23 protein-coding genes are annotated in these 22,339 nt (G+C 51.1%); 14 read left to right on the plus strand and 9 right to left on the minus strand.

Annotated elements, in window-relative coordinates; translation table 11 throughout:
- Positions 1-28: 28 nt before the first annotated feature.
- Positions 29-1,621 carry an ABC-F family ATPase gene (locus K0778_RS03315; protein ID WP_000961458.1) on the minus strand — a complete coding sequence of 531 codons (1,593 nt, stop codon included), beginning with the start codon at positions 1,619-1,621 and terminating at the stop codon, positions 29-31.
- Positions 1,622-1,839: 218 nt separating this feature from the next.
- On the opposite strand from K0778_RS03315, the gene ldtB reads away from it, so the two are divergent.
- Positions 1,840-2,760, plus strand: coding sequence for a L,D-transpeptidase (gene ldtB / locus K0778_RS03320; RefSeq protein ID WP_001056384.1), 921 nt, complete (start codon positions 1,840-1,842; stop codon positions 2,758-2,760).
- 58 nt (positions 2,761-2,818) lie between these two features.
- Here ldtB and K0778_RS03325 read toward each other — a convergent pair whose 3' ends face one another.
- Positions 2,819-3,937, minus strand: coding sequence for an anion transporter (locus K0778_RS03325; protein WP_000056442.1), 1,119 nt, complete (start codon positions 3,935-3,937; stop codon positions 2,819-2,821).
- Positions 3,934-4,401, minus strand: coding sequence for a manganese-binding transcriptional regulator MntR (gene mntR / locus K0778_RS03330; protein ID WP_000091016.1), 468 nt, complete (start codon positions 4,399-4,401; stop codon positions 3,934-3,936). The genes K0778_RS03325 and mntR overlap by 4 nt, the downstream gene beginning before the upstream one ends.
- Before the next feature lie 185 nt (positions 4,402-4,586).
- Between mntR and mntS the strand changes: the two genes are divergently transcribed.
- Positions 4,587-4,715, plus strand: coding sequence for a manganase accumulation protein MntS (gene mntS, locus K0778_RS03335; protein ID WP_001001761.1), 129 nt, complete (start codon positions 4,587-4,589; stop codon positions 4,713-4,715).
- A 271-nt stretch (positions 4,716-4,986) separates the two neighbouring features.
- The gene (gene opgE, locus K0778_RS03340; RefSeq protein ID WP_001054678.1) at positions 4,987-6,570 is read left to right on the plus strand and encodes a phosphoethanolamine transferase; all 1,584 of its coding nucleotides are present in this window, start codon (positions 4,987-4,989) and stop codon (positions 6,568-6,570) included.
- A 48-nt stretch (positions 6,571-6,618) separates the two neighbouring features.
- On the opposite strand, the gene ompX is transcribed toward opgE, so the two are convergent.
- Both ompX and K0778_RS03350 read right to left on the minus strand, forming a co-directional pair.
- Positions 6,619-7,134, minus strand: a complete 516-nt coding sequence (gene ompX / locus K0778_RS03345) for an outer membrane protein OmpX (protein WP_001295296.1) — start codon at positions 7,132-7,134, stop codon at positions 6,619-6,621.
- 52 nt (positions 7,135-7,186) lie between these two features.
- Positions 7,187-7,252, minus strand: coding sequence for a protein YliM (locus tag K0778_RS03350; protein ID WP_120795379.1), 66 nt, complete (start codon positions 7,250-7,252; stop codon positions 7,187-7,189).
- 234 nt (positions 7,253-7,486) lie between these two features.
- Here K0778_RS03350 and rhtA point away from each other — a divergent pair, with 234 nt between their 5' ends.
- The 6 genes from rhtA (at position 7,487) to ybiO (ending at position 14,329) form a co-directional block, all read left to right on the plus strand.
- Positions 7,487-8,374 carry a threonine/homoserine exporter RhtA gene (rhtA, locus tag K0778_RS03355; RefSeq protein ID WP_001295297.1) on the plus strand — a complete coding sequence of 296 codons (888 nt, stop codon included), beginning with the start codon at positions 7,487-7,489 and terminating at the stop codon, positions 8,372-8,374.
- Positions 8,375-8,672: 298 nt separating this feature from the next.
- The gene (dps, locus tag K0778_RS03360) at positions 8,673-9,176 is read left to right on the plus strand and encodes a DNA starvation/stationary phase protection protein Dps (RefSeq protein ID WP_000100800.1); all 504 of its coding nucleotides are present in this window, start codon (positions 8,673-8,675) and stop codon (positions 9,174-9,176) included.
- 403 nt (positions 9,177-9,579) lie between these two features.
- Positions 9,580-10,326: a glutamine ABC transporter substrate-binding protein GlnH gene (gene glnH, locus K0778_RS03365; RefSeq protein WP_000843866.1), complete on the plus strand. Its 747-nt coding sequence runs from the start codon at positions 9,580-9,582 to the stop codon at positions 10,324-10,326.
- A 138-nt stretch (positions 10,327-10,464) separates the two neighbouring features.
- On the plus strand, positions 10,465-11,124 hold the full coding sequence (glnP, locus tag K0778_RS03370; protein ID WP_001159065.1) for a glutamine ABC transporter permease GlnP: 660 nt from the start codon (positions 10,465-10,467) through the stop codon (positions 11,122-11,124).
- The gene (gene glnQ, locus K0778_RS03375) at positions 11,121-11,843 is read left to right on the plus strand and encodes a glutamine ABC transporter ATP-binding protein GlnQ (protein ID WP_000569083.1); all 723 of its coding nucleotides are present in this window, start codon (positions 11,121-11,123) and stop codon (positions 11,841-11,843) included. The genes glnP and glnQ overlap by 4 nt, the downstream gene beginning before the upstream one ends.
- Before the next feature lie 260 nt (positions 11,844-12,103).
- The gene (ybiO, locus tag K0778_RS03380) at positions 12,104-14,329 is read left to right on the plus strand and encodes a mechanosensitive channel protein (protein WP_001267253.1); all 2,226 of its coding nucleotides are present in this window, start codon (positions 12,104-12,106) and stop codon (positions 14,327-14,329) included.
- Here the strand turns inward: ybiO and rlmF are convergent.
- Positions 14,326-15,252, minus strand: a complete 927-nt coding sequence (rlmF, locus tag K0778_RS03385; RefSeq protein ID WP_001295299.1) for a 23S rRNA (adenine(1618)-N(6))-methyltransferase RlmF — start codon at positions 15,250-15,252, stop codon at positions 14,326-14,328. The two genes, ybiO and rlmF, sit on opposite strands and share 4 nt — an antisense overlap.
- A gap of 275 nt (positions 15,253-15,527) precedes the next feature.
- Between rlmF and mcbA the strand changes: the two genes are divergently transcribed.
- The 5 genes from mcbA (at position 15,528) to ybiJ (ending at position 19,919) form a co-directional block, all read left to right on the plus strand.
- Positions 15,528-15,788, plus strand: coding sequence for a DUF1471 family periplasmic protein McbA (gene mcbA / locus K0778_RS03390; protein ID WP_000710619.1), 261 nt, complete (start codon positions 15,528-15,530; stop codon positions 15,786-15,788).
- A 264-nt stretch (positions 15,789-16,052) separates the two neighbouring features.
- Entirely contained in the window at positions 16,053-18,335 is a 2,283-nt protein-coding gene (locus tag K0778_RS03395; RefSeq protein WP_153449055.1) for a catecholate siderophore receptor Fiu, read from the plus strand.
- Between the two features lie 41 nt (positions 18,336-18,376).
- Positions 18,377-19,054 (plus strand): PKHD-type hydroxylase YbiX, encoded by a 678-nt coding sequence (gene ybiX, locus K0778_RS03400; RefSeq protein WP_000990177.1) that lies wholly within the window; start codon positions 18,377-18,379, stop codon positions 19,052-19,054.
- Between the two features lie 73 nt (positions 19,055-19,127).
- The gene (gene ybiI, locus K0778_RS03405) at positions 19,128-19,394 is read left to right on the plus strand and encodes a C4-type zinc finger protein YbiI (RefSeq protein WP_000146343.1); all 267 of its coding nucleotides are present in this window, start codon (positions 19,128-19,130) and stop codon (positions 19,392-19,394) included.
- 264 nt (positions 19,395-19,658) lie between these two features.
- Entirely contained in the window at positions 19,659-19,919 is a 261-nt protein-coding gene (gene ybiJ / locus K0778_RS03410) for a DUF1471 family protein YbiJ (protein WP_000849301.1), read from the plus strand.
- A gap of 102 nt (positions 19,920-20,021) precedes the next feature.
- Here the strand turns inward: ybiJ and ybiE are convergent, their stop codons facing one another.
- From ybiE to ybiB, 3 genes are all read right to left on the minus strand, one after another.
- A complete protein-coding gene (gene ybiE, locus K0778_RS03415) occupies positions 20,022-20,081 on the minus strand; it encodes a protein YbiE (protein WP_211180490.1) in 60 nt (19 codons plus the stop codon).
- Positions 20,082-20,147: 66 nt separating this feature from the next.
- A complete protein-coding gene (hcxB, locus tag K0778_RS03420) occupies positions 20,148-21,233 on the minus strand; it encodes a hydroxycarboxylate dehydrogenase HcXB (protein ID WP_000443530.1) in 1,086 nt (361 codons plus the stop codon).
- Positions 21,234-21,373: 140 nt separating this feature from the next.
- A complete protein-coding gene (gene ybiB, locus K0778_RS03425; RefSeq protein WP_000386551.1) occupies positions 21,374-22,336 on the minus strand; it encodes a DNA-binding protein YbiB in 963 nt (320 codons plus the stop codon).
- Positions 22,337-22,339: the final 3 nt, after the last annotated feature.

Below are 22,339 nucleotides of genomic sequence, written 5' to 3' on the forward strand. Positions count from 1 at the left end.
CGACAGTATCGGGGTGACGGATAATCACTTACTCGATCCCTTTACTACGCAGGTAATCTTCGTAATTACCGCTAAAGTCGATCACGCGTTCCGGGGTGATTTCCAGAATGCGGGTCGCCAGGGAGCTTACGAACTCACGGTCGTGTGAAACAAAGATCAGCGTGCCCTGATACAGTTCCAGTGCCATGTTCAGCGACTCAATGGATTCCATATCCAGGTGGTTGGTCGGTTCGTCCATGATCAGAATGTTCGGCTTCTGCATCATTAACTTACCAAACAGCATCCGCCCTTTTTCCCCACCGGAAAGCACTTTAGCTGGCTTTTTGATGTCGTCCTGGCTGAACAGCAAACGACCGAGAATGCTGCGTACCGCCTGCTCGTCATCGCCTTCCTGCTTCCACTGGCTCATCCATTCGAACACGGTCAGATCATTTTCAAACTCATATTCGTGGTCCTGAGCATAGTAACCAATGCGCGCGTTTTCAGACCATTTTACGGTGCCGCTGTCCGGTTGCAGATCGCCCACCAGCGTTTTCAGCAGCGTTGATTTACCGACGCCGTTGGTACCCAGTACCGCCAGTTTTTCACCGACCTCCAGCAGCAGGTTGAGATTTTTAAACAGTGGACCGTTATCAAACCCTTTGGTCAGACCTTCCACTTCCAGCGCGTTACGGAACAGTTTCTTATCCTGTTCAAAACGGATGAACGGGTTCTGACGGCTGGAGGCTTTCACCTCTTCCAGTTTGATTTTATCAATCTGGCGCGCGCGCGAAGTTGCCTGGCGAGATTTCGAGGCGTTGGCGCTAAAGCGGCTAACGAAAGATTGCAACTCAGCAATCTGCGCTTTCTTCTTGGCGTTATCGGCCAGCAGACGTTCACGCGCCTGGGTCGCCGCCGTCATGTACTCATCGTAGTTACCCGGATAAACGCGCAGCTCGCCGTAATCCAGATCCGCCATGTGGGTACAAACCATGTTAAGGAAGTGACGGTCGTGCGAGATGATGATCATGGTGCTGTCACGCTCGTTCAGCACCTGTTCCAGCCAGCGAATGGTGTCGATGTCGAGGTTATTGGTCGGTTCGTCGAGCAGGAGAATATCCGGATCAGCAAACAGCGCCTGCGCCAGAAGCACACGCAGCTTCCAGCCAGGAGCAACTTCACTCATCGGGCCGTAGTGCTGTTCCACTGGAATTCCCACGCCAAGCAACAATTCACCGGCGCGAGCTTCCGCAGAGTAACCGTCCATTTCGCCGTATTTAACTTCCAGATCGGCCACTTTATAGCCGTCTTCCTCACTCATTTCCGGCAAAGCATAGATGCGGTCACGCTCCTGCTTCACTTCCCACAACTCTTTATGCCCCATGATCACCGTATCCAGCACAGTGAACTCTTCAAAGGCAAACTGATCCTGACGCAGCTTACCAATGCGCTCGTTGGGATCGAGGGAAACGTTACCCAAAGTCGGCTCTAAGTCGCCGCCGAGGATCTTCATAAAGGTGGATTTACCACTACCGTTCGCGCCAATCAGGCCGTAACGGTTGCCGCCGCCAAATTTGACGGAAATGTTTTCAAACAACGGCTTACTGCCGAACTGCATGGTGACGTTACTGGAAACTAACACAGGCGTATCCTGAAAAGAGATATGACAAACCGCGCATTATGCCATAAGTCTGAAAGAAGATCCTGCTCCTCGTTTAAGGTCTACACTCAAGCCAAAGGCAAAAAATGTGATTTCGTACACATCTGATTTCACTGTGAGCTGGAATGAACTTATAATGCGCTTCCAATACTCTAATATTCTCAACCCAATGGCCTGCCAGGCACAAAATCTCGCTTAACATGAATATGAAATTGAAAACATTATTCGCAGCGGCCTTCGCTGTTGTCGGCTTTTGCAGTACCGCCTCTGCGGTAACTTATCCTCTGCCAACCGACGGGAGTCGCCTGGTTGGTCAGAATCAGGTGATCACCATTCCTGAAGGTAACACTCAGCCGCTGGAGTATTTTGCCGCCGAGTACCAGATGGGGCTTTCCAATATGATGGAAGCGAACCCGGGTGTGGATACCTTCCTGCCGAAAGGCGGTACTGTACTGAACATTCCGCAGCAGCTGATCCTGCCGGATACCGTTCATGAAGGCATCGTCATTAACAGTGCTGAGATGCGTCTTTATTACTATCCGAAAGGGACCAACACCGTTATCGTGCTGCCGATCGGCATTGGTCAGTTAGGCAAAGATACGCCTATCAACTGGACCACCAAAGTTGAGCGTAAAAAAGCAGGCCCGACCTGGACGCCGACCGCCAAAATGCACGCAGAGTACCGCGCTGCGGGCGAACCGCTTCCGGCTGTCGTTCCGGCAGGTCCGGATAACCCGATGGGGCTGTATGCACTCTATATCGGTCGCCTGTATGCTATCCATGGCACCAACGCCAACTTCGGTATCGGCCTGCGTGTAAGTCATGGTTGTGTGCGTCTGCGTAACGAAGACATCAAATTCCTGTTCGAGAAAGTACCGGTCGGTACCCGCGTACAGTTTATTGATGAGCCGGTAAAAGCGACCACCGAGCCAGACGGCAGCCGTTATATTGAAGTCCATAACCCGCTGTCTACCACCGAAGCCCAGTTTGAAGGTCAGGAAATTGTGCCAATTACCCTGACGAAGAGCGTGCAGACAGTGACCGGTCAGCCAGATGTTGACCAGGTTGTTCTTGATGAAGCGATTAAAAACCGCTCCGGGATGCCGGTTCGTCTGAATTAATCTTCAAAACTTAAAGCAAAAGGCGGACTCATAATCCGCCTTTTTTATTTGCCAGACCCTAGTTGGCCGGGAGTATAACTAACAAAACATATCCCACCAACGCCGCCCACAACAGCATCGGTATTGAATAGAGATGGAAACGCCACCAGATGCGGCGATCGTTCGCCATACGTAGCGCAATCAAATTTGCCAGCGATCCGGGTAATAACCCAAAGCCACCTACGTTTACCGCCCATACCAGTAATAAAGACGGCGGCACATAGTTCAGCAACAATATGGTACTCGGCACGTTACTGATCACCTGCGATAAACCGATTGCCGTTAACCATAACCCGGGTTCAGATAGATGACTCACGTTACCCAACACGCCTTGCAACGCTGGAAGCTGGGTCAGTAAATGGACGTCGATAAACATCGCCATAAACACCAGCAGCAGCGTCCAGTCCACACTGAGCACCACGCGACGTGCCAGCAGCGCAAAGCCTGCCGCCACAATCACCAGTCCCCACAGCTCTTGTTTGAACTCCAGCGCCGTCAGAAAGACGATATACAGCCCCAGACAACTCCACACCAGCCGCGGTTTCCACTCCGGTGTTTGCACCCCCGTATGGTATTGCAGCGCCTTTCCAGGGAAACAACACCAGCACAGGAGCAGGAGCGTCAGCATCATTGCGCCAGCCAGCGGTGCCATTTGGGCAATAAATCCGGCAAACGAAAGACCAGAACGTCCCCAGATAAGAATATTTTGCGGGTTGCCAATTGGCGTCAGTAGCGAACCAGCGTTGACTGCCAGCGCCTCAAAAATAATCAGCCGATTAACCGGGATCTCACACAGTCTTTTTAGCGTGATAGTCAGCGGAACAACAATAAACAGCGCGACATCGTTGGTCAGAAAGGTAGAAAGCAGCGCCGCCGCCAGCACCATAAACATCGCCAGCCGACGCTCCGTAGCAAAGCGGCGCACCATTTTGCGCCCCAGCACATCAAAATAACCGCTTAACTCCACACCTTTGGTCAGCAGCATCAGGCCGCTTAAGGTGATGATGGTGTGCCAGTCGATAGCAGCAGGCCAGGATTTCGGTGCAAAGGGCACGAAAAAGCTTAATCCGATACCAACAAGAATTAATAACTGAAAAAAACGATCGCCTTGCAGCGTGCGTAAAAAAGGCAGGCTCATTTGGCACCGTGTTTCTGGGTAAACAAACGAAAAGCGTCGAGCGTCTCTTCACTAACATGGTGCTCCATGCCTTCCGCGTCGCGACGGGCGATTTCCGGACTGACGCCCAACACCAACAAGAAATTTTCGACTATCTGATGTCGCTCGCGGCTTTCCTGCGCCAGCTTCTCTCCTTCTGCCGTTAAAAACACGCCACGCCAGGGGATCATTTCAATCAGCCCCATGGTTGCCAGCCGCTTAAGCATTTTAGCCACCGTCGGTTGCGAAACTCCCAGACGAGCAGCCATGTCCACCTGACGAGCTTCCCCCACTTCCCTGATCAAGTCAGAAATCAGCTCAACGTAATCATCAATAAGCTCGCGCCGATGCGCCTCTCTGACCTGGCGGAACCCTTCAACGTGCTCTTCCACGTTCACTAACTGCGTCACTTTTTTTGCTGTTGGCGTACCTGCGCGACGACTCATTGTGCTTCCTCATTATGGTGACGCATACATAGCGTTCTCATTTCGTGCGCACATTGTAAACCAGAGTTGCGAAGGTACAAAAAATTAACGTTTTAGCAATAGCTATATAATATAGCCTGTGCTATATCTGTATGTAATGCAATCATCCCTCAAGGATCGACGGGATTAGCAAGTCAGGAGGTCTTATGAATGAGTTCAAGAGGTGTATGCGCGTGTTTAGTCATTCTCCCTTTAAAGTACGGTTAATGCTGCTCTCTATGTTGTGCGATATGGTCAACAACAAACCGCAGCAAGATAAACCTTCCGATAAATAGCGGCGTCGCGGTACGCCGCTTCACTCCTGCTTTCATGCAGGCATAACGCGTTTTGGTCTGAAAAACCCCACTTTTTGTCGGATTTGCAATCCCCTTCGCAAAAGATTTGTTCGTCAGTAGTTGACCTGAACGGCGGCTCGCTCTATCTTCTTGCAGCCCTGCGTATATTGCGGCTCGCGGATGCGGACCCCTTTCCACTCTTCACGCACTCTTGCAGGTATTGACCCTTGACGCCAGGGTAAGCACATGGCGTTTGTTACGATAGTGGCATATGAATTTAACCCTCAAAGAATCGCTTGTTACCCGTAGCCGGGTATTTAGCCCGTGGACTGCGTTCTACTTTTTACAGTCGCTATTAATTAACCTCGGCTTAGGTTACCCCTTCAGTTTGCTCTACACCGCTGCGTTTACGGCTATTTTGCTTTTGCTATGGCGAACATTGCCTCGCGTACAAAAAGTTCTGGTCGGTGTCAGTTCGCTGGTGGCGGCTTGTTATTTCCCTTTTGCTCAGGCCTACGGCGCGCCTAATTTCAATACATTGCTGGCATTGCACTCCACCAATATGGAAGAGTCGACCGAAATCCTGACGATTTTTCCGTGGTACAGCTACCTGGTCGGCTTATTTATTTTTGCGCTCGGCGTAATAGCAATCAGGCGAAAAAAAGAGAATGAAAAAGCGCGCTGGAATACCTTCGACAGCCTGTGTCTGGTATTCAGTGTGGCGACATTTTTTGTTGCTCCCGTGCAAAACCTGGCCTGGGGTGGCGTATTTAAACTGAAAGATACTGGCTATCCGGTATTTCGTTTTGCTAAGGATGTCATCGTCAATAATAACGAGGTGATTGAAGAGCAAGAACGGATGGCAAAACTTTCCGGAATGAAAGATACCTGGACGGTCACTGCCGTTAAGCCGAAGTATCAGACCTATGTGGTGGTGATCGGTGAAAGCGCGCGTCGCGATGCCCTCGGTGCCTTTGGCGGTCACTGGGACAATACCCCGTTTGCCAGCAGCGTTAACGGTTTGATATTTGCTGACTACATTGCCGCCAGTGGCTCCACGCAGAAATCGCTTGGCTTAACGCTCAATCGCGTTGTCGATGGCAAACCACAGTTTCAGGATAACTTTGTCACCCTGGCAAATCGCGCGGGCTTCCAGACCTGGTGGTTTTCCAACCAGGGTCAAATCGGCGAATACGATACCGCTATCGCCAGCATCGCCAAACGAGCAGATGAAGTGTACTTCCTGAAAGAAGGTAATTTTGAAGCAGATAAAAACACCAAAGACGAAGCGTTACTGGATATGACCGCTCAAGTGCTGGCGCAAGAGCACTCGCAACCGCAGCTGATTGTTCTACATCTGATGGGCTCACATCCGCAGGCCTGCGACAGGACACAAGGAAAATACGAAACCTTTGTGCAATCGAAAGAAACGTCGTGCTATCTCTATACCATGACGCAAACGGACGATTTACTGCGCAAGCTGTACGATCAGTTACGCAACAGCGGCAGCAGCTTCTCGCTGGTTTACTTTTCTGACCACGGTCTGGCCTTTAAAGAGCGCGGTAAAGACGTGCAATACCTTGCCCATGATGATAAATATCAGCAAAATTTCCAGGTGCCTTTTATGGTCATTTCCAGCGACGATAAAGCGCATCGTGTGATTAAAGCCCGCCGCTCAGCCAATGACTTCTTAGGCTTTTTCTCCCAGTGGACGGGGATTAAAGCGAAGGAAATTAACATCAAATACCCGTTTATATCTGAGAAGAAAGCCGGGCCGATATACATCACCAACTTCCAGTTACAGAAGGTGGATTACAACCATCTCGGAACCGATATTTTCGACCCGAAACCTTAAAAACAAAAATCCGCCCCGAGAGGCGGATTTTTTATATCACCAAAGTGATTAGAAGCGGTAACCAACACCGGCAATCCAGGTGCCTACGTCAACGCTACGAATACGGCTCTGCTCGTAAGAGAAGTCCAGAGCAACGTTTTCCATCGGGTTGAACTGCAGACCCGCACCGTAGGAGAAACCGTAGTCGCTGGTGTCGTGTTTGTAGGTCGGGTATTCAGTGGTCTGGAATTTACCATAACCCACACCCACTACACCGTAGATGCTTGCCCAGTCGTTAATGCGGTAAGCCGGACCAGCAGTGATGCCGTAGTACTGGTTTTTGTTGTAGTCACCAGAGCTTGCAGTACGGCTTTTCTCGGTGTAAGTGAAAGAACCGATCACACCCAGCGGGCTGTTGTCTTCTTCATAGCGGTATTTCAGGTTGAAACCGCCCATTTTGTTCATTTGGCCCTGAGCGTCGCTCTGTGCGTAACCGCCAGTTACAGTAGAAGTCGCAGCTACGGAAGTACCTGCGGTGAAAGCCAGAACTGCGGCCAGTGCTGAAAGACATGCAATTTTTTTCATAACCACCTCAAATGTGATTCAAATAAGTCCTAAGTTTTAAATATATCAAAAATTAATGGGAAACTCTTCGCGATTTGTGATGTCTAACGGGCCATTTCATGTAACAGAACGTTTCCATACACCGCTATCCATCTAAATTTAAATCACTTTTTCAGAGAACTGCGTAAGTATTACGCATGTTTTCCCTGTCATTCATCCAGATTATTCCTAATCACCAGACTAATGATTCCATCAATCCTGGCGCATTTTAGTCAAAACGGGGGAAAATTTTTTCAACAAATGCTCAACCAGCATTGGGTATATCCAGTACACTCCACGCTTTACTTAAGTCTAGATATTTGTGGGAGAAAGGATGCCTGGTTCATTACGTAAAATGCCGGTCTGGTTACCAATAGTCATATTGCTCGTTGCCATGGCGTCTATTCAGGGTGGAGCCTCGTTAGCTAAGTCACTTTTTCCTCTGGTGGGCGCACCGGGTGTCACTGCGCTGCGTCTGGCATTAGGAACGCTGATCCTCATCGCGTTCTTTAAGCCATGGCGACTGCGCTTTGCCAAAGAGCAACGGTTACCGCTGTTGTTTTACGGCGTTTCGCTGGGTGGGATGAATTATCTTTTTTATCTTTCTATTCAGACAGTACCGCTGGGTATTGCGGTGGCGCTGGAGTTCACCGGACCACTGGCGGTGGCGCTGTTCTCTTCTCGTCGCCCGGTAGATTTCGTCTGGGTTGTGCTGGCGGTTCTTGGTCTGTGGTTCCTGCTACCGCTGGGGCAAGACGTTTCCCATGTCGATTTAACCGGCTGTGCGCTGGCACTGGGGGCCGGGGCTTGTTGGGCTATTTACATTTTAAGTGGGCAACGCGCAGGAGCGGAACATGGCCCTGCGACGGTGGCAATTGGTTCGTTGATTGCAGCGTTAATTTTCGTGCCAATTGGAGCGCTTCAGGCTGGTGAAGCACTCTGGCACTGGTCGGTTATTCCATTGGGTCTGGCTGTCGCTATTCTCTCGACCGCTCTGCCTTATTCGCTGGAAATGATTGCCCTCACCCGTTTGCCAACACGGACATTTGGTACGCTGATGAGCATGGAACCGGCGCTGGCTGCCGTTTCCGGGATGATTTTCCTCGGAGAAACACTGACACCCATACAGCTACTGGCGCTCGGCGCTATCATCGCCGCTTCAATGGGGTCTACGCTGACAGTACGCAAAGAGAGCAAAATAAAAGAATTAGACATTAATTAAATTTACATTTCTGCATGGTTATGCATAACCATGCAGAATTTCTCGCTACTTTTCCTCTACACCGTCTTTATATATCGAATTATGCAAAAGCATATTTATTCCGAAAACTCCTGGCGAGCAGATAAATAAGAATTGTTCTTATCAATATATCTAACTCATTGAATCTTTATTAGTTTTGTTTTTCACGCTTGTTACCACTATTAGTGTGATAGGAACAGCCAGAATAGCGGAACACATAGCCGGTGCTATACTTAGTCTCGTTAATTACTGGGACATAACATCAAGAGGATATGAAATTATGAGTACCGCTAAATTAGTTAAATCAAAAGCGACCAATCTGCTTTATACCCGCAACGATGTCTCCGACAGCGAGAAAAAAGCAACAGTAGAGTTGCTGAATCGCCAGGTTATCCAGTTTATTGATCTTTCTTTGATTACCAAACAAGCGCACTGGAACATGCGCGGCGCTAACTTCATTGCCGTACATGAAATGCTGGATGGCTTCCGCACCGCACTGATCGATCATCTGGATACCATGGCAGAACGTGCAGTGCAGCTGGGCGGTGTAGCTCTGGGGACCACTCAAGTTATCAACAGCAAAACCCCGCTGAAAAGTTACCCGCTGGACATCCACAACGTTCAGGATCACCTGAAAGAACTGGCTGACCGTTACGCAATCGTCGCTAATGACGTACGCAAAGCGATTGGCGAAGCGAAAGATGACGACACCGCAGATATCCTGACCGCCGCGTCTCGCGACCTGGATAAATTCCTGTGGTTTATCGAGTCTAACATCGAATAAATCCATCGCTGATGGTGCAGAACTTTAGTACCCGATAAAAGCGGCTTCCTGACAGGAGGCCGTTTTGTTTTGCAGCCCACCTCAACGCACTTATTTAGTGCATCCATCTGCTATCTCCAGTTGATTAAGTAAATTTTTTGTATCCACATCATCACACAATCGTTACATAAAGATTGTTTTTTCATCAGGTTTTACGCTAAATAATCACTGTGTTGAGTGCACAATTTTAGCGCACCAGATTGGTGCCCCAGAATGGTGCATCTTCAGGGTATTGCCCTATAAATCGTGCATCACGTTTTTGCCGCATCTCGAAAAATCAAGGAGTTGCAAAACTGGCACGATTTTTTCATATATGTGAATGTCACGCAGGGGATCGTCCCGTGGATAGAAAAAAGGAAATGCTATGAAGTCTGTATTAAAAGTTTCACTGGCTGCACTGACCCTGGCTTTTGCGGTTTCTTCTCATGCCGCGGATAAAAAATTAGTTGTCGCGACGGATACCGCCTTCGTTCCGTTTGAATTTAAACAGGGCGATAAATATGTGGGCTTTGACGTTGATCTGTGGGCTGCCATCGCTAAAGAGCTGAAGCTGGATTACGAACTGAAGCCGATGGATTTCAGTGGGATCATTCCGGCACTGCAAACCAAAAACGTCGATCTGGCGCTGGCGGGCATTACCATCACCGACGAGCGTAAAAAAGCGATCGATTTCTCTGACGGCTACTACAAAAGCGGCCTGTTAGTGATGGTGAAAGCTAACAATAACGATGTGAAAAGCGTGAAAGATCTCGACGGGAAAGTGGTTGCTGTGAAGAGCGGTACTGGCTCCGTTGATTACGCGAAAGCAAACATCAAAACTAAAGATCTGCGTCAGTTCCCGAACATCGATAACGCCTATATGGAACTGGGCACCAACCGCGCAGACGCCGTTCTGCACGATACGCCAAACATTCTGTACTTCATCAAAACCGCCGGTAACGGTCAGTTCAAAGCGGTAGGTGACTCTCTGGAAGCGCAGCAATACGGTATTGCGTTCCCGAAAGGTAGCGACGAGCTGCGTGACAAAGTCAACGGCGCGTTGAAAACCCTGCGCGAGAACGGAACTTACAACGAAATCTACAAAAAATGGTTCGGTACTGAACCGAAATAATAACGCTACACCTGTAAAACGCACTGGCAGTTCCCTCTCCCCTATGGGGAGAGGATTAGGGTGAGGGGCGCAAACCCGCTCCGGGGCCATTAATTACCCTGAATTTGATTATTTACACCACGGTAACAGGAACAACATATGCAGTTTGACTGGAGTGCCATCTGGCCTGCCATTCCGCTTCTGATTGAAGGTGCCAAAATGACCCTGTGGATTTCGGTCCTCGGTCTGGCAGGCGGTCTGGTAATCGGATTGCTGGCAGGTTTTGCACGCACCTTCGGAGGTTGGATAGCCAACCACGTCGCGCTGGTCTTTATTGAAGTGATCCGCGGCACACCTATCGTCGTCCAGGTGATGTTTATTTATTTCGCCCTGCCGATGGCGTTTAACGACTTACGCATCGACCCATTTACTGCGGCGGTGGTCACCATCATGATCAACTCCGGCGCGTATATTGCGGAAATCACGCGTGGTGCGGTGCTGTCTATCCACAAAGGTTTTCGTGAAGCAGGACTGGCGCTCGGTCTTTCACGTTGGGAAACCATTCGCTACGTCATTTTACCGCTGGCACTGCGTCGTATGCTGCCGCCGCTGGGTAACCAGTGGATCATCAGCATTAAAGACACCTCGCTGTTTATTGTGATCGGCGTGGCGGAACTGACCCGTCAGGGGCAAGAAATTATTGCCGGTAACTTCCGCGCCCTTGAGATCTGGAGCGCCGTGGCGGTGTTCTATCTGATTATTACCCTGGTGCTGAGCTTTATTCTGCGTCGTCTGGAAAGAAGGATGAAAATCCTGTGATTGAATTTAAAAACGTCTCCAAGCACTTTGGCCCAACCCAGGTGCTGCACAATATCGATTTGAACATTGCCCAGGGCGAAGTCGTGGTGATTATCGGGCCGTCCGGTTCCGGTAAATCGACCCTGCTGCGCTGCATCAACAAACTGGAAGAAATCACCTCCGGCGATCTGATTGTCGATGGCCTGAAGGTTAACGATCCGAAAGTTGACGAGCGCCTGATTCGCCAGGAAGCAGGTATGGTGTTCCAGCAGTTTTACCTCTTCCCGCATCTGACGGCGCTGGAAAACGTCATGTTTGGCCCGCTACGCGTGCGTGGCGCGAACAAAGAAGAGGCGGAAAAACTGGCACGTGAGCTGCTGGCGAAAGTCGGTCTGGCAGAACGTGCACATCACTACCCTTCCGAACTTTCTGGTGGTCAACAGCAGCGTGTGGCGATTGCCCGCGCGCTGGCGGTGAAGCCGAAAATGATGCTGTTTGATGAACCGACTTCCGCTCTTGACCCGGAACTGCGCCATGAAGTGCTGAAGGTTATGCAGGATCTGGCTGAAGAAGGGATGACGATGGTGATCGTGACCCACGAAATCGGTTTTGCCGAGAAAGTAGCTTCGCGGCTGATCTTTATCGACAAAGGCCGGATTGCGGAAGATGGCAATCCGCAGGTGTTGATCAAGAACCCGCCGAGCCAGCGCTTGCAGGAATTTTTGCAGCACGTCTCTTAATAAGACACATTGCCTGATGCGCTACGCTTATCAGGCCTACAGGATATCTGGCAACTTATTAAAATTGCATGAACTTGTAGGACGGATAAGGCGTTCACGCCGCATCCGGCAAAAAAGCCCGCACGTTGTCAGCAACCTGCTTAATATCCCTTCCTCCCTTTCACCCGAAAGGGAGGCACACCAGATTCCTCTCATTTAAAATCGCCCCTCCTCCAGCATCTATACTTATCTTTTTGCTCTATTTTCTCACTGGAGGAGTCATGCGGTGGATCCTGTTCATCCTCTTCTGCCTGCTGGGCGCACCTGCCCACGCGGTATCCATACCCGGCGTTACAACCACAACGACAACGGACTCAACGACTGAACCGGCCCCGGAACCGGATATCGAACAAAAAAAAGCGGCCTATGGCGCACTGGCGGATGTGCTGGATAATGACACCTCGCGTAAAGAGTTGATCGACCAGTTGCGCACCGTTGCCGCTACGCCCCCTGCTGAACCGGTACCAAAAATAGTGCCGCCGACGCTGGTCGAAGAGCAAACCGTGCTGCAAAAGGTCACCGAAGTCAGCCGCCATTATGGTGAAGCCCTTTCCGCCCGCTTCGGGCAACTTTATCGCAATATCACCGGCTCCCCGCATAAGCCGTTTAATCCACAAACCTTCAGCAATGCGCTGACCCATTTTTCAATGTTAGCGGTATTAGTGTTTGGTTTTTACTGGCTGATTCGCCTGTGCGCACTGCCGCTGTATCGCAAAATGGGTCAGTGGGCGCGGCAAAAAAATCGTGAGCGCAGCAACTGGTTGCAGCTTCCGGCGATGATTATCGGGGCGTTTATTATCGACCTGCTGTTACTGGCCCTGACATTATTTGTCGGCCAGGTATTAAGCGACAACCTGAATGCAGGCAGTCGCACCATCGCTTTCCAACAAAGTTTGTTTCTCAACGCCTTTGCCCTCATTGAATTTTTCAAAGCCGTACTACGCCTGATTTTTTGCCCAAACGTGGCGGAGCTGCGCCCGTTCACGATTCAGGACGAGAGCGCCCGTTACTGGAGTCGTCGCCTGAGCTGGTTAAGCAGTTTGATAGGTTATGGCCTGATTGTGGCCGTGCCGATTATCTCTAATCAGGTGAATGTACAGATAGGTGCGCTGGCGAACGTCATCATTATGCTGTGCATGACCGTCTGGGCGTTGTACCTGATCTTTCGTAATAAAAAAGAGATTACCCAGCATTTGCTCAACTTCGCGGAGCATTCGCTGGCCTTTTTCAGCCTGTTTATCCGCGCCTTTGCGCTGGTGTGGCACTGGCTGGCAAGCGCCTATTTTATCGTGCTGTTTTTCTTTTCGTTGTTCGATCCGGGCAACAGCCTGAAATTTATGATGGGTGCAACGGTGCGCAGCCTGGCGATTATTGGTATCGCAGCGTTTGTTTCCGGTATGTTTTCCCGCTGGCTGGCGAAAACCATCACTCTCTCGCCACATACTCAGCGTAACTATCCGGAGCTGCAAAAACGGTTGAATGGCTGGCTGTCGGCGGCGCTGAAAACGGCGCGTATTCTGACAGTCTGCGTGGCGGTAATGTTGCTGTTGAGCGCATGGGGATTGTTCGATTTCTGGAACTGGCTGCAAAACGGCGCGGGGCAGAAAACCGTAGATATCCTGATCCGTATCGCACTCATTCTTTTCTTCTCGGCGGTTGGCTGGACGGTGCTCGCCAGTTTGATCGAAAACCGGCTGGCTTCGGATATTCATGGCCGCCCGCTACCCAGCGCCCGCACGCGTACCCTGCTTACGCTGTTTCGTAACGCGCTGGCGGTGATTATCAGTACCATCACCATCATGATTGTGTTGTCGGAAATCGGCGTCAATATCGCGCCATTGCTGGCAGGTGCCGGGGCATTAGGTCTGGCTATCTCGTTTGGTTCGCAAACGCTGGTGAAAGATATTATCACCGGGGTATTTATTCAGTTTGAAAACGGCATGAACACTGGAGATTTGGTGACTATCGGGCCGTTGACCGGCACAGTGGAACGGATGTCGATTCGCTCCGTGGGCGTACGACAGGATACCGGGGCGTATCACATCATTCCGTGGTCTTCGATAACCACCTTTGCTAACTTTGTCCGCGGCATTGGTTCGGTGGTGGCAAATTATGATGTTGATCGCCATGAAGATGCTGATAAAGCCAATCAGGCACTGAAAGATGCGGTAGCGGAATTAATGGAAAACGAAGAAATTCGCGGGCTGATTATTGGTGAACCGAATTTTGCCGGGATTGTCGGCTTAAGCAATACCGCGTTTACACTGCGTGTTTCGTTCACCACGCTGCCACTCAAACAGTGGACGGTACGCTTTGCCCTCGACAGCCAGGTGAAAAAACATTTCGACCTGGCGGGCGTTCGCGCGCCAGTGCAGACTTATCAGGTGCTGCCTGCTCCGGGCGCGACCCCGGCTGAACCGTTACCGCCGGGGGAACCAACGCTTTAACGCTGGCGATTGACAAAACGGCGGCGCTGCTCGTCGTTCATAAAGGTCCAGGCAATAAAGCGACTCTGCTTTTGCCCCTGGGCCATCTCTTTTTTAACCACCTTCACCGCGCCCACGTCCGTCAGGGCACGATACAACGGCGGTAAGTTTTCACCACGAGATACCAGTGATGTAAACCACATCACCTGCTTCGCGAAGCCTTTGCTCTCTTCAATCATCTTTTTGATAAAGGTGACTTCACCGCCTTCACACCACAACTCCTGTTGCTGGCCGCCAAAGTTCAGTGCATCGTCTTTGTTCAGCCCCAGGTTACGGCGTTTACGCTCACTACCTGCCCGTGCCGCAGCGGCGGAATCGTGGAATGGCGGGTTACACAAGGTCGCGTCGTATTGCTCGTTTTTATGGATGATGCCGTTAAAAATCGCCCCACTCTCTTTTTGCCGACGCAGACGAATGGCGCGGTTAAGCCCCGGATTAGAACTGATAATCGCCTGCGCACTGCTTAACGCCTGGCTGCTGGTTTCACTACCGGTAAAACGCCAGCCATATTCATGTACGCCAATCAGCGGATAAATACAGTTCGCACCAACGCCGATATCCAGAATGCTGGCATTCGCTGGAATTGTTCCGCTTGCTTCTGCCAGTAAATCGGCAAGGTGATGAATATAATCCGCCCGGCCCGGTACTGGTGGGCAGAGAAAACCGTCGGGGATATCCCAGTTCGCTACGGCGTAAAAATGGGCCAGCAACGCCTTATTGAGCGCCTTCACCGCCAGCGGATTGGCAAAGTCTACGCTTTGCTCCCCGGCGGGTGTAAGCGTGAGGAATTGCCTGAGTTCAGGATTGACCTGACAAAGCGTGGCGAGATCGTAGCGGCTGTGATGACGGTTGCGCGGATGCAACCCCGGTTTCTGGGCGGACATAGCATTCTCCTTTAAGCAGCGGCGTAAGATACCCGCATAACGCGACAGGGTAAATATCTGGCTGCGTTTATCATTCCCCAAAACCTTAACATGGCTATGGTTTATGGCAATTCATCATAAAAATCAGCATTATGCATGTCATTGATTTGTCTTATTTTGTAAAAATATATCGTTCAAAAAATAAGCACATCTCTGTCAATTTTTTGCGTCATTTGCATCGCGCAGGCGACCTACACTTATCAGGCACTACCCGTTGTATTTATGAGGATGTCATTATGAAAAAGTGCCTCACACTACTGATTGCCACCGTCCTGAGCGGAATCTCTCTCACGGCTTATGCCGCGCAACCGATGAGTAACCTGGACAGCGGTCAGCTACGGCCCGCCGGTACCGTTTCGGCAACTGGCGCATCAAACCTAAGCGATCTGGAGGATAAACTGGCAGAAAAAGCGCGCGAACAAGGCGCGAAAGGTTATGTCATTAATTCCGCAGGCGGAAATGACCAGATGTTCGGTACTGCAACCATCTACAAATAACCCCACCAACGTAACTGCATTCGCCTCTGGATGCAGTTTTCGTCTGTTTTGTAATCAAAAAACATCAAATATGAACTCAATGTAAATAAATGTATTTCTTTTTCGCGCAATGGGTGATAGAAAATCGCTCCAAGTGATAATGCTTATCAAAATTATTATCACTTTCACGAGCACTATCACGGGATTAACAGTGGCATCGCATCCGCAGAGAGGCTTTCTCGTGGCAGTGAAAATTTCAACATATAAGAAAAAGTCACCTGCAAAATGGAAAACAATCGCAATTTCCCTGCCAGACAATTTCATTCGCTCACGTTCTTTGCCGGTCTTTGTATTGGCATCACGCCTGTGGCTCAGGCACTCGCCGCCGAAGGGCAAACTAACGCGGATGACACGCTGGTTGTCGAAGCATCAACGCCTTCGCTTTATGCGCCACAACAATCTGCCGATCCGAAATTCTCGCGTCCGGTAGCGGATACTACCCGCACGATGACGGTAATTTCTGAACAAGTGATTAAAGATCAGGGCGCAACCAACCTTACCGACGCGCTCAAAAACGTCCCCGGCGTGGGTGCGTTTTTTGCGGGTGAGAACGGTAACTCCACCACTGGCGACGCCATTTATATGCGTGGTGCCGATACCTCTAACAGTATTTATATTGATGGCATTCGCGATATCGGCAGCGTCTCGCGCGACACCTTCAATACCGAGCAGGTCGAAGTGATTAAAGGGCCGTCCGGCACCGACTACGGGCGCAGCGCACCGACAGGCTCGATCAATATGATCAGCAAGCAGCCGCGCAATGATTCCGGCATTGACGCCTCCGCCAGTATTGGCAGCGCCTGGTTCCGCCGCGGCACGCTGGACGTCAATCAGGTCATTGGTGATACCACCGCGGTGCGCCTGAATGTAATGGGCGAAAAAACGCACGATGCCGGACGCGACAAAGTCAAAAATGAGCGTTACGGCGTCGCCCCTTCTGTCGCTTTTGGCCTTGGTACAGCGAATCGTTTGTATCTTAATTATATGCATGTCACCCAGCACAACACGCCAGACGGCGGCATTCCGACCATCGGTTTGCCGGGCTATTCTGCCCCATCTGCGGGAACGGCGGCCCTGAATCATTCCGGAAAAGTTGATACTCATAACTTTTACGGCACGGATTCCGATTACGACGATTCGACCACCGACACCGCCACCATGCGTTTTGAGCACGACATCAACGATAACACCACCATTCGCAATACTACCCGTTGGTCGCGCGTAAAGCAGGATTACCTGATGACGGCGATTATGGGCGGGGCGTCGAATATTACTCAGCCCACCAGCGATGTGAATAGCTGGACCTGGTCACGCACGGCGAATACCAAAGATGTGAGTAATAAAATTCTCACCAACCAGACCAACCTGACCTCGACGTTCTATACCGGTTCTATCGGTCATGATGTCAGTACCGGCGTGGAATTTACCCGTGAAACGCAGACTAACTACGGCGTTAATCCGGTGACGTTACCCGCGGTAAATATTTATCATCCTGACAGCAGCATTCATCCCGGCGGCCTGACGCGCAACGGCGCAAACGCCAATGGTCAGACGGATACCTTCGCAATTTACGCCTTTGATACGCTGCAAATCACCCGTGATTTTGAGCTGAACGGCGGGATCCGTCTGGATAATTATCATACTGAATATGACAGTGCCACCGCCTGCGGCGGCAGCGGACGCGGTGCCATCACCTGCCCAACTGGTGTGGCAAAAGGTTCTCCGGTCACCACCGTCGACACCGCCAAGTCGGGCAATCTGATGAACTGGAAAGCCGGGGCGCTGTATCACCTGACGGAAAACGGCAATGTCTATATTAACTATGCCGTTTCCCAGCAGCCTCCGGGCGGCAACAACTTCGCCCTTGCGCAGTCTGGCAGCGGTAACAGTGCCAACCGCACCGATTTTAAACCGCAAAAAGCCAACACCAGCGAGATTGGCACCAAATGGCAGGTTCTGGATAAACGTCTGTTGCTCACCGCCGCGCTGTTCCGCACTGATATCGAAAATGAAGTTGAGCAAAATGATGACGGAACTTACTCGCAATACGGTAAGAAACGCGTCGAAGGCTATGAGATATCCGTGGCCGGGAATATCACTCCCGCGTGGCAGGTGATTGGCGGCTATACCCAGCAAAAAGCAACCATCAAAAACGGCAAAGATGTTGCCCAGGATGGTTCCTCATCGCTGCCGTATACCCCGGAGCACGCCTTCACCTTATGGAGCCAATATCAGGCAACCGACGATATCTCTGTTGGCGCGGGCGCACGCTATATCGGCAGTATGCATAAAGGTTCAGACGGCGCGGTGGGAACGCCAGCGTTTACCGAAGGTTACTGGGTCGCCGATGCCAAACTGGGGTATCGAGTTAATCGCAATCTCGACTTCCAGCTAAACGTTTACAACCTGTTTGATACCGATTACGTCGCCTCAATCAACAAGAGCGGCTACCGTTATCACCCGGGCGAGCCAAGAACCTTCTTGCTCACAGCCAATATGCATTTCTGAATCAGATGTGGGGCGCAGGCCCCACTTTTTGGAGAAATTGTATGATGTACCACATTCCCGGCGTGTTATCGCCACAGGACGTCGCTCGTTTTCGCGAACAACTGGAACAAGCCGAATGGGTGGATGGACGCGTCACCACCGGCGCACAAGGTGCGCAAGTTAAGAACAATCAACAGGTCGACACCCGCAGCACGTTATACGCCGCCCTGCAAAATGAGGTGCTGAACGCGGTTAACCAACATGCTTTATTCTTTGCCGCGGCCTTGCCGCGTACCCTTTCCACGCCGCTGTTTAATCGCTATCAGAACAATGAAACCTATGGTTTCCATGTGGATGGCGCAGTACGCAGCCATCCACAAAACGGCTGGATGCGTACTGACCTTTCTGCCACGCTGTTTTTAAGCGATCCACAAAGCTACGACGGCGGCGAACTGGTCGTTAATGACACCTTCGGACAACATCGGGTAAAACTCCCGGCAGGCGATCTCGTGTTGTATCCCTCCAGCAGCCTGCATTGCGTGACACCCGTAACCCGCGGCGTACGAGTGGCATCATTTATGTGGATCCAGTCGATGATCCGCGATGATAAAAAGCGCGCCATGCTGTTTGAACTGGACAACAATATTCAGTCGCTGAAAAGCCGCTACGGCGAAAGTGAAGAGATCCTGTCGCTGCTTAATCTTTATCATAATCTGCTGCGGGAATGGTCGGAGATCTGATGCTTGAACTGCCCGAGTTCGTCCCTGGATTAGCTACACTTAACTGTACAAGTATTGATATGGGGAGGTCGATATGGCATCCGGTTGGGCTAACGATGACGCCGTCAACGAACAGATCAACAGTACAATTGAAGATGCGATTGCCCGCGCTCGGGGTGAAATTCCGCGCGGCGAAAGCCTGGATGAATGTGAAGAGTGCGGTGCCCCCATCCCGCAGGCCCGTCGGGAAGCCATTCCTGGCGTGCGCTTATGTATTCATTGTCAGCAGGAGAAAGATTTACAAAAACCAGCTTATACAGGATATAATCGCAGAGGTTCGAAAGACAGCCAGTTACGTTAACTACAACTGGCGAGATGCATAGCGAGTATAATTTGTATTTTGCGTGGCATTCCGTGCCTTTAACGCTGCTGTGACTGCCACGCGGTATAAAACAAGTTCATAAGTACAACAAATAAATGGTTTATCAGTAGGTTAGATATCAATCAATTTATTTGAACAAGGCGGTCAATTCTCTTCGATTTTATCTCTCGTAAAAAAACGTGATACTCATCACATCGACGAAACAACGTCACTTATACAAAAATCACCTGCGAGAGATTAATTATGAAAACTATCAATACTGTTGTTGCTGCTATGGCTCTTTCAACTCTGTCATTTGGCGTGTTCGCGGCGGAACCGGTAACGGCATCCCAGGCACAGAACATGAATAAAATCGGCGTGGTTTCTGCCGATGGCGCATCCACCCTCGATGCCCTGGAAGCGAAACTGGCTGAGAAAGCCGCGGCAGCCGGTGCCAGTGGATACAGCATCACTTCCGCCACCAACAACAATAAATTAAGCGGTACTGCGGTAATTTATAAGTAATTCGTAGGACGGATAAGGCGTTTACGCCGCATCCGGCAACAGATGCCTGATGCGACGCTACCGCGTCTTATCAGGCCTACAAAATCCGAACCGTTGGACGGATCAGGCGTTTACGCTACGTCCAGCACAAGTATTTCCCTGTCTGTTTGCCGACAGACGCATATGCTCTAACCCTCATTGATCCTATGTTACCCTTGTTTGCCCGTCCGCCACTGGACGGGCTTTTTTTTAGCTGGCTAACTGCTGACAGAAAGCCTGCAACGTCTCTTCCGGCATACCAATCTGCCGCGCTGCATCACAAATGGCCTGCCAGCTTCCCGCATCCAGTGGAATCCCCTGCTTCTGCCGTTCGCGACGCGTGTTCACTTCCCACTCGCCCGGTAGCAAAATCGGCTTATCATCATCATGCGGCGAGGCTTTCACCCACTCGGCAAAGGCTTCGGTCTGCGCGTTACAATCCGGCGCGCCGAAGAGTTCCGGGTTGATGATGATAGTGGTCATGCAGTTAAGAATGGCATCGGGACTGGTTTGTAACGTTTCCTGATGCGTCGTTTTACCGCCGGAAAGCGCCCCGCCAAGAATTTCACACATCGCTGCAAGGGCGTAGCCTTTATGTTCGGCAAAGGTCAACAGCGAACCCAACGGCGACTCCTGCATTACCGCCGGATTGGTCGTCGGCACGCCGTTAACGTCAATCAGGCAACCTGGCGGCACGGGGACGCCTTTATGCCAGGCGACGCGGGTTTTGCCAAATGCAATGGCGCTGGTGGCGTAATCAAGCAACAGCGGGAAATTATCTTTACGAGGGAAAACCACACAGAACGGATTGGTGCCAAAGCGGCTGTCGCGACCGTGGAACGGCGCGACCATTGGAATACCGACCACGCTAACAAAGTGGATAGAGACAAACCCCGCCGCTGCACACTGCTCCGCCCAGTAACCGATACGGCCGATATGATGCGAGTTATGTAGCGCCACGGCGGCAATACCGTGCTGATGCGCTTTCTCAATCCCCAGCGCCATCGCTTCATGTGCCGCGACCTGACCAAATGCGCGATCGCCATCGAGCGTGACCGCCGCCCCCGCCTCTTTAACGGTTTTGGCATGATGGTTAATTTGCAGGTGCCCCTGACTCCAGGAGCGTACATAGCTTGGGATCATGCCAATACCATGTGAATCATGCCCTGCCAGGTTTGCCGCGATTAAATGATCGGCAACTAATTTCGCTTCTTGTTCCTCGCTACCCATCTGACGAAATACAGCCTGAATAAAACTGTGCAGCGTCTGAGCATCAAAGCGATGACCACTTTCCATGGTTAACTCCTGTTTATGTTATGTGTTTGTTGTATTTTTATGCTGCACGCCGGGCGTGGGAAGGTCAATAAAGATGCAGGAATTTCATATTGCGGTGGGGTAAAAGCCGGATGACATGGCTCATCCGGCTGAGAAAAGAATTAAAATGCCTGATTAACGCGCGCCAGGCCGTCGCTGATAGTTGCCGCTTCACCCGTAGCCACCAGGCAGCAAGCCATCTGGATTTTCAGCGATTCGGGAATCGGTTCGCTGCCAGCAAGGCAACGCTCAATCCACTGCGCCGTGGTTTCCGGATCTTTTGCTTGTGGCAGTAACTCGCTACCAGCAGTGTCCTGTTTTTCATACAGCACCCGCATCCCTTCACGGTCAATGAGATTGATCTGCGGGCAGCGCTGCGGATTAGCATACACTTCACCTTCAGTACCATGCATTAGTAGCGCCCGCCCGCCGATATCGCTAAAGAACTTCGCGACGCGTCCAATGTATTCCGGATGCGAAACGCTGGAAAGACGCAGCGCCTCACCTTCGGCAAATGGCGTCGCCAGTTTCGCCAGGGTATGTGCACTGTTACGCACGCCCATCCGCCAGCGCATCGCCAGTTGTTTTTCCAGCGGCGGGCAAAACGCGCCGACTGGCATAAACACCGGTTGATGTTCGTCGAGCTTCGCCTGCGCCTGCCCGCCGTGCAACGTTGGCGTAATACCCATCAATTCAAAAATGGTTTCAGTCAGCACGCGGGTTGGATCTTCGCTAACCCCGTGAACCACCACAGGAAAACCGAGTTTGTGCAGGAGAATCGCCAACAACGGCGTCAGGTTGGCCTGTTTACGCGCGCCGTTGTAACTGGGGATGACAATCGGCATCGGCTTGCCTGCTGGCGGCGTCAGCTTGATGGTGTGATTTTGCATGGCTTCGTAAAAGCCGAGCATCTCTGCTTCCCCTTCTCCTTTGATACGCAGCGCAATCAATACGCCGCCCAACTCAAGGTCAGGGACTTCACCATTGAGCATATGAGCATACAGACCGCGCGCAGTATCCCGGTCTAAATCGCGCGCGTGGTTTTTCCCGCGCCCGATCTCTTTAATGATTTTGCGATAGTCCATTTA

This window comes from Escherichia sp. XD33, from assembly GCF_019375075.1.
In the GTDB taxonomy this organism is placed as follows: Bacteria; Pseudomonadota; Gammaproteobacteria; order Enterobacterales; family Enterobacteriaceae; genus Enterobacter; species Enterobacter flexneri_A.

Excerpts from the sequence above, each read along its gene's own strand:
- ldtB (WP_001056384.1), top strand. The coding sequence starts at position 1,840 with ATGAATATGAAATTGAAAACATTATTCGCAGCGGCCTTCGCTGTTGTC.
- K0778_RS03325 (WP_000056442.1), bottom strand. The coding sequence starts at position 3,937 with ATGAGCCTGCCTTTTTTACGCACGCTGCAAGGCGATCGTTTTTTTCAG.
- mntR (WP_000091016.1), bottom strand. The coding sequence starts at position 4,401 with ATGAGTCGTCGCGCAGGTACGCCAACAGCAAAAAAAGTGACGCAGTTA.
- mntS (WP_001001761.1), top strand. The coding sequence starts at position 4,587 with ATGAATGAGTTCAAGAGGTGTATGCGCGTGTTTAGTCATTCTCCCTTT.
- opgE (WP_001054678.1), top strand. The coding sequence starts at position 4,987 with ATGAATTTAACCCTCAAAGAATCGCTTGTTACCCGTAGCCGGGTATTT.
- ompX (WP_001295296.1), bottom strand. The coding sequence starts at position 7,134 with ATGAAAAAAATTGCATGTCTTTCAGCACTGGCCGCAGTTCTGGCTTTC.
- rhtA (WP_001295297.1), top strand. The coding sequence starts at position 7,487 with ATGCCTGGTTCATTACGTAAAATGCCGGTCTGGTTACCAATAGTCATA.
- dps (WP_000100800.1), top strand. The coding sequence starts at position 8,673 with ATGAGTACCGCTAAATTAGTTAAATCAAAAGCGACCAATCTGCTTTAT.
- glnH (WP_000843866.1), top strand. The coding sequence starts at position 9,580 with ATGAAGTCTGTATTAAAAGTTTCACTGGCTGCACTGACCCTGGCTTTT.
- glnP (WP_001159065.1), top strand. The coding sequence starts at position 10,465 with ATGCAGTTTGACTGGAGTGCCATCTGGCCTGCCATTCCGCTTCTGATT.
- ybiO (WP_001267253.1), top strand. The coding sequence starts at position 12,104 with ATGCGGTGGATCCTGTTCATCCTCTTCTGCCTGCTGGGCGCACCTGCC.
- rlmF (WP_001295299.1), bottom strand. The coding sequence starts at position 15,252 with ATGTCCGCCCAGAAACCGGGGTTGCATCCGCGCAACCGTCATCACAGC.
- mcbA (WP_000710619.1), top strand. The coding sequence starts at position 15,528 with ATGAAAAAGTGCCTCACACTACTGATTGCCACCGTCCTGAGCGGAATC.
- K0778_RS03395 (WP_153449055.1), top strand. The coding sequence starts at position 16,053 with ATGGAAAACAATCGCAATTTCCCTGCCAGACAATTTCATTCGCTCACG.
- ybiX (WP_000990177.1), top strand. The coding sequence starts at position 18,377 with ATGATGTACCACATTCCCGGCGTGTTATCGCCACAGGACGTCGCTCGT.
- ybiI (WP_000146343.1), top strand. The coding sequence starts at position 19,128 with ATGGCATCCGGTTGGGCTAACGATGACGCCGTCAACGAACAGATCAAC.
- ybiJ (WP_000849301.1), top strand. The coding sequence starts at position 19,659 with ATGAAAACTATCAATACTGTTGTTGCTGCTATGGCTCTTTCAACTCTG.
- hcxB (WP_000443530.1), bottom strand. The coding sequence starts at position 21,233 with ATGGAAAGTGGTCATCGCTTTGATGCTCAGACGCTGCACAGTTTTATT.
- ybiB (WP_000386551.1), bottom strand. The coding sequence starts at position 22,336 with ATGGACTATCGCAAAATCATTAAAGAGATCGGGCGCGGGAAAAACCAC.